Below are 11508 nucleotides of genomic sequence, written 5' to 3'. Positions count from 1 at the left end.
TTTTAAAAGAATTTCCCACTATAACAGCATTTTTGATTGAAGATAGTGATAAATCAACTTGGTTGTATTTTCAATAGAAGAAATATGTGTACGTTCAAATGCATGAGATGAATCAATACCAGGACCGATTAAACCATGGATAATGTCATGGCCCGAACGAATTGCTGCTGATGCATCTGAACCATAATAAGGATAAATATCAAGCTTATAACCGATTTGGTTTTCTTCTGCAAGCCGAACTAAGTTCTTTCTCAATTCATAATGGTAAGGGCCACTAGCATCCTTCACACAAATGGACACCGTATATTCATCTGTAGACTGTCCATCACCCATAGCCCCCATATCCACTGCAAGATATTCCACTGTTTCAGGTGTGATATTGGAATTCCCACCATAACCGATTTCTTCATTATTCGAAATAAGGAAGTGTGTTGTATATGGTAGGTCAATGCCCTCAACTGTTATCTGCTTAATTAATTGAAGAAGAATCCCTACACTTGCTTTATCATCTAAGTGGCGAGACTTAATATAACCGTTTGGTAGTAGCTGCACTCTTGGATCAAATGACACAAAATCCCCTACTTCAATACCAAGCTTACGTACTTCTGCGGCAGTATGTACTTTTTCATCAATTCTGACTTCCATATTCTCTTGATTTCGCTCAGCTGTTCCTGCATTTTTATAAACATGAACTGTTGTCTGATGCATTAAAATCGTTCCTGTATAAGTTTTTCCGGAGGAAGTTTGTATTTGACAATATTCACCTTCAATGGAGTTATACTTAAACCCACCGATCAAATCAAGCTTCAATCTTCCACTTGGCTTTACTTCTTTTACAATTGCTCCTAAGGTATCAACGTGTGCAGTAAGCATACGATGGTTAGTATCATCATTTCCAGGAATAGTTGCAATAAGCCCACCTTTACGGTTGCGTTTTGTTTCAATATTATATTCTGCTAAAAATTTCTCCACAAAGGTTATTACTTCATTTGTATTACCGGAAGGACTCGGTATTGATACTAATTCTTTTATCAGGTTGATCGTTTCTTGTGAATTAGGATAAGACAATGATTTATCTCCTTTCAACTTTCACTTTTAGTGTTCTTACTTATTATACAATTTTTACTAAAGGGGTGAAAGACATCTAGTTTAATAGAAAGTAGAGGGCATTCATATGAAACCGCTTAAAAAATTACTGTTCAAGCAATTTTTTTATGGTAAAGTTATATCTAAACCGCTTTCCATAGCATTTTTTATATAAGGGTGGTATGAATGAAAAAATGGGAACTGAAAAAATATAATACATTAAGAAACCAAATCTTAATCGTATTTTTACTAGTAATGATGATTGTGTTGTTTTTTGTTGGTGTTGTCATTTTTAATCAAGTATCTGATTTGTTAAAAAACAACGCACAAAAGCAAATACGTCAAACTGCAGTTCAAGCAACGGGAAGAGTAGATTCACTATATAAGCAAATTGACATGCTTTCGAATCAAGTAGTCACAAATCCAACCGTTCAACAGCAACTATTAAACTATAATAGTGGAATGCCGATAAGTTATGGACAAAAGCAGAATCTTATGCAAATTGCTAATTCTTTTCAAGCTTACTCGAATGGGATATCAAATTTTGAATTATATACTTCTGATTATCAGAAGATCCTTCCTCTTGATGAGATCTCTTTATATAGTCGTCTTGAGATTGAGTGGATAAGAGCTGCGAATGAGGCTAAGGGAAAGCTTGTATGGATCGGAGAGGACCCAAAAGAACCAGGTTTTTTTCTAGCAATTCGAAGAGTGAGTCTAATAGATAGGTGGTTTTCATCTGGTGGCTACCTAGTAGTTCAAATAAATGCAAACTACTTTGATTTTGTGGATCATGGTCGAATGGACGAATTCATGATTTTAGTCGATCAATATCAACAACCGATTACCTCTAATTATCAAGGCGATATTTCTCAATTATTAAGTGAACATGAGAGCAATATTCATATAGGAGAAAAAGAGTATATCTTAACGAAAGAGGAGTCAGTTACAACTAATTGGACCTTAACAATATTAACCCCTGTTGAAACCTTGATGGGTGGAATATCTGTAGTACGGTCAACGATTATTCTTTCTGGTGTGATTGGGATTCTTATATTTATTTTCTTTTCCTATATATTATCAACCATGATTACAAGGCCAATTAATCAATTAACCAAAACAATGTTAAATGCTAAACGTGGGGAATTACGAAAAAATCCAGAAACTGCATCTACAATAGAGATTAAGCATTTAAACCAATCGTATAACCAATTAGTAGACAATACGAACCATTTAATTCAAGTAGTCTACGAGAAAGAACTAATTCGAAGCAGGACAGAATTAAAAGCGTTACAAGCACAAATAAATCCACATTTTTTATTCAATACTCTTGATGCACTATACTGGTCATTAGAGGAAAAAGAGGAAGACGAATTAGCTGAAATCGTTATCAGTATGAGTGAGTTATTTCGCTATACAATAAGCAATCAAGAAAAGAACGAATGGGTTACTGTAAAACAGGCTTTAGAGCATATAGAAAGATATATGCGAATTATGAAAATTAGATTTGGGGACCGCTTTAGCTATAGTATAGAGGTATCAAAGGAATTTGAATACCTACAAATTCCAAAGTTGCTTATCCAACCATTAGTTGAAAATGCGATCTCACATGGGATTGGAAATAAAACAGGCCCAGGTACTGTAAAAGTAGTCTTACAACCAGCAGAGAATGATAATCACCTAGTAATTAAGGTCATTGATGATGGTATAGGAATGGACAAAGAGACGATAGAACGAATCTTAAGACAAGTAGAAACAGGCGAAGTCTCATCATTGAAAGGAAATGGTGTAGCAATTGCTAATGTAAATAAGAGGTTGCAGCTATATTACCAGGATTCAACATATAAAGGTATTTCTATCACGAGTGAAGTGAATAAGGGGACATGTTTTGAATTTGAAATCCCCTTAACAGGAGGTATACGGTCATTATGATTCAAAAAACAATTTTAATTGTTGATGATGAACCCAGAACAAGACAAGGTCTCAAAAAAGCCCTGGAAACCTGGTCGAAGGGGAACTATGAAATTATAAGTGCAGAAAGTAGTTCCGAATCACTTGAGATTATAAGTAAGCAAAAGGTTCATTTGCTTTTAACTGATATTAGTATGCCCGAAATGACAGGTTTAGAAATGTTGGATACATTAAAAAAACAAAAACAAGTTCCGGTTGTGATCGTTATTTCTGCTTATTCGGAGTTTTCCTATGCACAGGAAGCAATAAGGCTAGGTGTTCATAATTACTTGTTAAAACCAGTTAACAAATTAAAGTTGATTGAGGTTGTAGAAGAGGCACTAGAATATGAGGCTAATCGAGAGAGAATTGGGATGATTCAAAAGGTGGTTGATTCAAAGTTAGTAGATATCAAACTTGATGATCAAAAAGAAGAGTCTCCAATAACAAAGGCAATTAAATATGTTGATGACCATTTGAGTCATCCATTGACCTTAAATGATGTGGCAAAACATGTTCATTTAAATCCAAGTTATTTAAGTGTTTTATTCAAAGATCAAGTGAATATGAACTTCAGCGAATATGTAACTCGAAGCCGTCTTCAGCTTGCGAAACAGTTACTAATTAATACAAAAAAGACAGTTAACGAAATTGCTGAAGAAGCTGGTTATGGAACTTCTAAGTATTTTATTAAGTTATTTAAAGAACATGAAGGCCTTACTCCTAGTAAATATAGAAAACTTGCACTTGAAGAAAAATAGAGCAATTTGAAAGCCTTTTTCTCCGGAAAAGGGCTTTTTCTAAAAATAAGAGTATTTTGCCCAATGATAGGTACCTTTTTTGAAAGCGTTTAACTGCTAAAATAATAACTGTAGCAATTATATAAAGGGGGAAACAAGTAATGAAAAGGAAAGCGATTACACTTTTGCTTATGAGCATGTTAGTAGTATCTTTAATTCTTTCAGGATGCTCTGGTTCTGATTCAAGTAATGGAAATGAAGGTGATTCATCTTCTGATCAAACGACAATAAAGTTCATGCATTTATGGCCTGAAGGTAGTGCTAAACAACATCATGGAATTGTTCAAGACATCGTAGCAGAATTTGAAGAAACAAATCCAGGAGTGAAAGTTCAATTAGATATCTTATCTGTTGAACAATACAAAGAGAAGCTTAAAGTATTAGCTGCTTCAAATGAACTTCCTGATGTTGGGTTAACATGGGCAGCTGGTTTCCTTGAGCCCTATGCAAATGGTAACATGTTTGCAGAATTAGATGATATAAAAGGTGAAAATTTCATTAGTGGCACAACTGAAGCGTTCGCAGTTGATGAAAAAACTTATGGACTGCCTTTAGAGTTAAATATCGCTCCAATTTATTATAATAAGACTATTTTTGCTGAACACAACTTAGAAGTACCGCAAACTTATGAAGAATTTAAGAATGTAGTGAAAACGCTTGCTGATAATGGTGTTACACCAATTACTGTTGGTAATAAAGACCGTTGGACTGGTTCTATGTGGTATATGTATCTTGCAGATCGTATCGGTGGGCCAGAAACATTAACAAATGCAATTAATCGTACTGGAACATTTGAAGATCCAGCATTAATTCAAGCTGCCCAAGAGATTCAAACATTAGCTGATATGAATGCGTTCGTTAAAGGATTTAATGGTTTATCAAATGATGAAGCAAAGGGTCCATTCATGAACAATCAAGCTGCTATGTATCTTATGGGTTCATGGGAGTTACCAAACTATACAACAAATGAAGATGTTCCACAAGAATTTAGAGATTCTATCGGATTCTTCAAGTTTCCAACTGTAGAAGGTGGAAAAGGAGATATTAATAGTTTCGTAGGTGGACCAGGTGTTGGATTATTCGTAGCTGAGGATTCAGAAGTGAAAGAAGAAGCAAAGAAATTTGTCTCATTCTTTGTTGAGAAATGGGGAGAACGTTCTGTAACAGATGCAGGTGTTATCCCAGCAACAAAGGTTGATACAGAATCTGTAGATCTTCCACAAATGTATATTGATGTATTAAATGAATTAGCAAATGCAAGCAATATTACTCTATACGCAGACGTACAAATGAGTGCCGGTGTTGCAAATGAACACTTAAATATGATTCAATCACTATTTGGTGGTCAAATTACTCCTGAAGAGTTTGCGAAAAAGCATGAAGAAGCACTTGCTAGCGAGGAATAATTAAAGGCTAGTTTAGTAAACGCTTTTAGAAAAAGAGTGTAATTAAATATCAATTAACGTGAAAAAGACATATCTGTAGTTTTCTGGTATGTCTTTTTCAATAAAAAATATATGGTTGTGGTGAAAAGAAATTTCATCGTTAAGAAGGGACTGAAACAACGTTATGAATAAAGTTATGTCCAACAAGACAGTTATCGCATTATATGTACTTCCAGCACTTTTAGTTCTTATCGCATTAATATATGTCCCAATCCTTATGACAGGCTATTACGGCTTAATGAAGTGGGATGGAATTGGTGAAATGACTTTTATTGGGTTGGAAAATTACACTAAGTTAATGAAAGACGCTATGTTTTGGGATAGTGCCTATCATTCATTTCTTCTAGCTATTTTCTCTACGGTAAGTTTAATAGGATATCTAATTATCTCTCTTATCCTCGCAAGTAAAATTAAGGGAGCAAATCTCTTAAGAAAAATCTATCTAATTCCAATGCTGTTATCCTCTGTTGCCATTGCTCAGCTTTGGTTAAAAGTATACCATCCTTCAAATGGACTTGTGAACAGTTTGCTAATGACGTTTGGTGTTGATAACCCTCCTGCATGGCTTGCAGAACCGAATCTTGTATTACAAGCTCTGTTTGTACCGATTATTTGGCAATATGCAGGGTTTTATATCTTAATCTATTATGCTGCATTAAAGAACATTCCGGATTCATTAGTTGAAGCAGCTAAAATCGATGGAGCTAATCCACTGCAAATTGCTTGGAAAATAAAAGTACCATTAATTGCAGGTGTAATTAAAGTGACGATTGTACTAGCGATCGTAGGGTCATTAAAGTACTTTGATTTAATTTACGTAATGACAGGTGGAGGACCAAACGGTTCAAGTGAAGTTATGGCTTCATACATGTACCAAAAAGCATTTGGAACCTATGATTTCGGATATGGTAGTTCAATTGGTTTCTTCTTATTAATTATATGTTTAGTTATTACTTGGCTAATTCGTAAGTTAACCGCAACGAAAGAAGAACTTCAATACTAAGGAGGCGAGCTAAAGATGGAATTTAAAACAAATCAACAATTGAATAAAAATCTACCCATTCAAAAAGAAAAACACACACTTTTTAGCCGTCTAGGAAAAACGGTATTATATATCATTTTAGGCATCATTGCGGTATTACAAATTTATCCACTTATCTGGTTGCTTTTCTTCTCTTTAAAAGGAGATGCTGAGATATTTAGTAATTCACCATTTGCATTGCCAGAAAGCCCTAAATGGGAAAACTATACAACCGTATGGAATCAAGGCAATATTGATTTATACTTCTTCAATAGTGTTTTGGTCACAGTAGTTGCAGTTGTATTAACCGTTTTATTGGCAAGCTTTGTTACTTTTGCAATCACACGTATGCAATGGAAGTTAAGTAAGTTAGTTCTTGGGTTGTTTATGATTGGAATTATGATTCCAGTTCACTCAACATTAATCCCATTGTTCCAGTTTTTCTTAGGTTTGAATTTGATTGATCACCCATTGGCAATCATTTTGACGTATACAGCATTTAATTTACCATTAACGATTATGATTTTATTAGGTTTCTATCACACCTTACCTCGCGAAGTTGAAGAAGCTGCAGTAATGGACGGTTGTTCAATACACCGTATCTTCTTCCAAATTACATTACCAATGACAACTCCAGTTATTTCGACAACTGTAATCATTAATATGATTTACAACTGGAATGAGTTTGTTTTTGTAAATACGTTTATTAGCTCGGATAAGTATAAAACGTTAACCGTTGGTATTCAAAACTTTATCGGACAATATGCAACCGATTGGGGTGCAATTGGTGCAACGTTAATGATTAGTATCATACCTATCTTGATTGCGTTCTTCTTCTTAAGTAATCGAATTGTAGAAGGAATTGCAGCAGGATCTGTTAAAGGTTAATAGAATTTAAATTATATTTTCATAGTTGTAATTCTGAACATACCAGTAGATAGCAGTTTTATTTAGTGGTATGTTCAATTACATTACAAGAATACTTCATTGTCTATTTTTATATACAAAAACAAATTATTGAAAACGCTTAAAAAAATATATAACTTAGTTTGTTTGTGTGATAAACTAAGTTTATTGGAATACAAACTAGATTATTAGTTATCTATGATCTTTAATAATTATCAAGAAAGTTGGGGATAAAATGCCGAAAAATATCTTTTTTAATGCACATCATTCACCAATAGGTTCGTTTTCAAGTTTTACTCTTGGATTTCCAGGTAGTGGTGGTGGACTAGACTTGGAACTTGGTCGATCACCAAAGAAAAATGTTTTTATTGGTGTTGAATCTTCTGACCAAGAAGGCATCTATGAAGCACTTCCGTTTTTTGATTATAGTGAAGATGAAAGTAAACGATATGATATTGAAAATCCAGATCCGGATCAAGATAAACCAAAAATTATTTTCCCATTTGCTAATGAAAAAATTCAACGTGATTTCCAACTTGGAACGGATACTTGGAAAGCAGGAGACTTAACCTTTAGAGTTTATTCTCAAGCTCAATCTGTTCCAGATCCAGCGAATGCATCAGAAGAAGATTTAAAAATGACTATAGTACCTGCAGTACTTGCTGAGCTTACGATTGATAACTCTAATGGTGAAAAATCACGTAGGGCTTTCTTTGGGTATGAAGGCAGTGATGTTTATAGTTCGATGAGAAGAATGGATGATACTCTTGATGGGATTGCAGGAATAGGGCAAGGGCGACTAACATCTTTGACCTCGGCGGATTCAGATGTTAAATCTGCTCTACATTTTAGCTTGGAGAATATTTTAACAACTCCATTTGAAGAAAATTGGACATTTGGCCTCGGACCTATTGGAGCAATAATTATGGATGTTCCAGCTGGTGAGGTAAAGACTTACAAATTTGCAATAAGCTTTTATCGAGGTGGACTTGTTACGGCGGGATTAGATACAAGTTATTATTATACTCGTTTCTTTAAAGATATCGAAGCTGTTTCACAGTACGCTTTAAATCATTTTGAACAAATTGCCGAGCGTGCAATGAATGCTAATAACCTTGTTTCACAAGCAGACCATTTATCAGATGATCAAAAATTCCAATTAGCTCATTCTATTCGAAGCTATTATGGGTGCACTCAGTTGCTAGACAATGATGGAGAGCCATTCTGGGTAGTTAATGAGGGTGAATATCGAATGATGAACACGTTCGATTTAACTGTCGATCAACTGTTCTTTGAATTAAAGATGAATCCTTGGACTGTCAAAAATGAGTTAGACATGTTCGTCAAGCGATTTAGCTACCAAGATGGTGTGCGTTTTCCAAATGATGACAAGGTATATCCAGGTGGACTTAGCTTTACACATGATATGGGTGTTGCAAATACGATCTCAAGACCAGAGTATTCTTCATATGAATTATACGGATTAGATGGTTGTTTCTCACATATGACACATGAACAACTTGTAAACTGGATATTATGTGGTGCTGTTTATTATGAACAAACTAAAGATGAAGAATGGTTGAAAGCGAATCTAACTATTTTTGAACAATGCTTCGAAAGTATGTTAAATCGTGATCATCCAGTTGCGGAAGAAAGAAATGGAATCATGGGCTTAGACTCTACTCGCTGTATGGGTGGAGCGGAAATTACGACTTATGATAGCCTTGATGTTTCGTTAGGGCAAGCACGTAACAATATATATATGGCAGGTAAGTGTTGGGCTTCATATCTTGCGCTTGAGAAACTTTTCTTAGATCAAGGATTAACAGATCTTTCAAAACAAGCTGGATCACAAGCTGAAAAATGTGCAAATACAATCAGTAACTTTATTACTCCTGAAGGTTATATTCCAGCAGTTGTTGGTGAAGGGAATGATTCAAAGATTATCCCAGCTATCGAAGGGTTAATTTTCCCATATTTCACAAATTGTCAGGAAGCCCTTGATCCTAATGGTAGATTCAGCAAATATCTTGAAGTATTAACAACTCATTTAAATACGGTATTAGTTGATGGAGTTTGTTTATTTGAAGATGGCGGGTGGAAGATTTCCTCTACAAGTAATAACTCATGGTTGAGTAAAATTTATTTAAGCCAATTTATTGCCCGAGAAATCCTTGGATTTGAATGGGATGAAAGAGGAGCAAAAGCGGATGCTGCTCATGTTGAATGGTTAACCCATCCTACATTATCAGTATGGAGCTGGAGTGATCAAATTATTTCAGGAGAAATTACAGGGAGTAAGTATTATCCTCGAGGAGTAACTAATATTTTGTGGTTGGCTGAAGGAAAAGAAAAGAATTTATTTGCAGTGAATACGAACACAAATGCTCAACATGTTTAAAAATATATAAGTAAAACTAAAGGCTCTTTTCTGAAAGTGTGTTGCTAATAGTCCAATTTTTTTAGTGGGTTACACTATTTCGCTTGATGGTATGGTTATAATTTAGGAAGAAAAGATGCCACTCTACTTAGTTGATAGTGATTTTAAAAACCTTCAACGCTAACAAAGTATACGAAAATAGCCAAACTAAAAACTCTCGTAAATCGTTTGCGAGAGTTTTTTACATAACGAGACGGAGGAATTAATATGATTAGTAATCCGATTTTACGTGGTTTTAATCCTGACCCTTCTTTTTTACGTGTAGGTGAGGACTATTATATAGCAACTTCAACCTTCGAATGGTTTCCAGGAGTCCAAATCCACCATTCAAAAGATTTAATTAATTGGACTTTAATAACACACCCTTTAACTCGTAAATCGCAGTTAAATATGGAAGGGAATATTGATTCTGGTGGTATCTGGGCTCCATGTTTAACTTATTCAGATGGTTTATTTTATCTGATCTATACCGATGTGAAAAGCAGGCAAGGTGCCTATAAGGATACACATAACTATCTAGTCACTGCTTCTGATATATATGGTCCGTGGTCAGAGCCTATATATTTAAACAGTAGTGGATTTGATCCATCCTTATTTCATGATGAGGATGGTAGAAAATGGCTAGTAAATCAACTGTGGGATTTTCGAAAAGGCACTAATTCTTTTGCCGGCATTGTCATTCAAGAATATTCTAGGCGCGAGCAAAAGCTTGTTGGTGCGCGAAAGAATATCTTTAAGGGAACAAATCTAAAATTAACTGAAGGCCCTCATCTCTACAAACGTAACGGATATTATTATTTAATGACTGCAGAAGGTGGAACTGGTTATGAACATGCAGTATCAATGGCAAGGTCAACTTCCCTTTTTGGTCCTTACGAGGTAGATCCTAGAAATCCAATGTTAACATCTGTTAATGACTCAGGACTTCTGTTACAAAAAGCAGGACATGCGAGTCTTGTTGAAACACATACAAATGAGTGGTACTTAGCGCATTTGTGCGGGAGACCTGTTAAAGAGCGATATTGCATTTTGGGACGTGAAACAAGTCTGCAACGAGTGTTTTGGACTGAGGATGGGTGGCTTAGAGTAGATGGAGGAGATAACACCCCAAAGGAAAATATTCAATCACCTTCCATTCCTGTCCATCCAGTTAGTTCAGTAGCTATTAAAGACGAATTTGATGACATTAATTTAAATATTCATCTAAACACCCTACGTATACCAGCAGTTTCATCATGGATTTCATTAGAAGAAAGACCTGGGTATCTACGATTAAAAGGGATGGAGTCTCTTTCATCTACACATCGACAAAGTCTAGTTGCCAGAAGACTACAAAGTTTTTATGTTGAAGTGGAAACCGAGGTAGAGTTCGAGCCAGAGCATTTTCAACAAATGGCTGGACTGGTCATATATTATGATACAAAGGATCATGTATATTTACACATAACTCATGATGAAGATTTAGGAAAGAGTCTAGGAATCATTCAAACGAAGGCTGGGGTATATGACGAATTAGTAGAAAATAAGATACCCGTAAGTGGTAGTGTTAAATTAAAAGCTTCGATTGAAAGAGAACAGCTTCAGTTTTATTATTCCCTTAAAGGTAAAGAATGGTTAAAAATTGGACCGTTGATTGATATTTGCCATTTATCAGATGAATTCGGTGATTATATACGTTTTACTGGAACCTTTGTTGGGGTCTGTGTACAGGATTTGAGCGGAGAGAAAAAGCATGCCGATTTTGATTACTTTAGTTATAAAGAAGTGGAAGAGGGTTAATGATTAAGATCATACAACACCTACCTGTTTAGAGCCTAACTATCTTTGGCTCTTTTTTTCATGGGGAAACTTAGTTAAAAT

General features: G+C 35.0%; 8 protein-coding genes. 7 read left to right on the top strand and 1 reads right to left on the bottom strand.

Annotated elements, in window-relative coordinates; genetic code table 11:
- Positions 1 to 18: 18 nt before the first annotated feature.
- Positions 19 to 1068: a M42 family metallopeptidase gene (locus BK579_RS17475; RefSeq protein ID WP_078547654.1), complete on the bottom strand. Its 1050-nt coding sequence runs from the start codon at positions 1066 to 1068 to the stop codon at positions 19 to 21.
- 204 nt (positions 1069 to 1272) lie between these two features.
- Here BK579_RS17475 and BK579_RS17470 point away from each other — a divergent pair, with 204 nt between their 5' ends.
- From BK579_RS17470 to BK579_RS17440, 7 genes are all read left to right on the top strand, one after another.
- Complete coding sequence (locus tag BK579_RS17470) at positions 1273 to 3018, top strand: sensor histidine kinase (RefSeq protein ID WP_078547652.1); 1746 nt, start codon at positions 1273 to 1275, stop codon at positions 3016 to 3018.
- A complete protein-coding gene (locus tag BK579_RS17465) occupies positions 3015 to 3797 on the top strand; it encodes a response regulator transcription factor (protein ID WP_078547651.1) in 783 nt (260 codons plus the stop codon). The genes BK579_RS17470 and BK579_RS17465 overlap by 4 nt, the downstream gene beginning before the upstream one ends.
- Positions 3798 to 3937: 140 nt before the next feature.
- On the top strand, positions 3938 to 5242 hold the full coding sequence (locus BK579_RS17460) for an extracellular solute-binding protein (protein WP_078547649.1): 1305 nt from the start codon (positions 3938 to 3940) through the stop codon (positions 5240 to 5242).
- Between the two features lie 163 nt (positions 5243 to 5405).
- Positions 5406 to 6284 (top strand): carbohydrate ABC transporter permease, encoded by an 879-nt coding sequence (locus BK579_RS17455; RefSeq protein ID WP_078547647.1) that lies wholly within the window; start codon positions 5406 to 5408, stop codon positions 6282 to 6284.
- 15 nt (positions 6285 to 6299) lie between these two features.
- Positions 6300 to 7190, top strand: coding sequence for a carbohydrate ABC transporter permease (locus BK579_RS17450; protein WP_078547645.1), 891 nt, complete (start codon positions 6300 to 6302; stop codon positions 7188 to 7190).
- A 253-nt stretch (positions 7191 to 7443) separates the two neighbouring features.
- The gene (locus tag BK579_RS17445) at positions 7444 to 9609 is read left to right on the top strand and encodes a glycoside hydrolase family 52 protein (protein WP_078547643.1); all 2166 of its coding nucleotides are present in this window, start codon (positions 7444 to 7446) and stop codon (positions 9607 to 9609) included.
- A 240-nt stretch (positions 9610 to 9849) separates the two neighbouring features.
- Positions 9850 to 11427 carry a glycoside hydrolase family 43 protein gene (locus BK579_RS17440; RefSeq protein WP_078547641.1) on the top strand — a complete coding sequence of 526 codons (1578 nt, stop codon included), beginning with the start codon at positions 9850 to 9852 and terminating at the stop codon, positions 11425 to 11427.
- Positions 11428 to 11508 lie beyond the last annotated feature (81 nt).

This window comes from Litchfieldia alkalitelluris (assembly GCF_002019645.1).
GTDB classification, from domain to species: Bacteria; Bacillota; Bacilli; order Bacillales; family Bacillaceae_L; genus Litchfieldia; species Litchfieldia alkalitelluris.
Note: the sequence above shows the minus strand (reverse complement) of the source record. Positions and strands in the feature narration are given on the sequence as shown.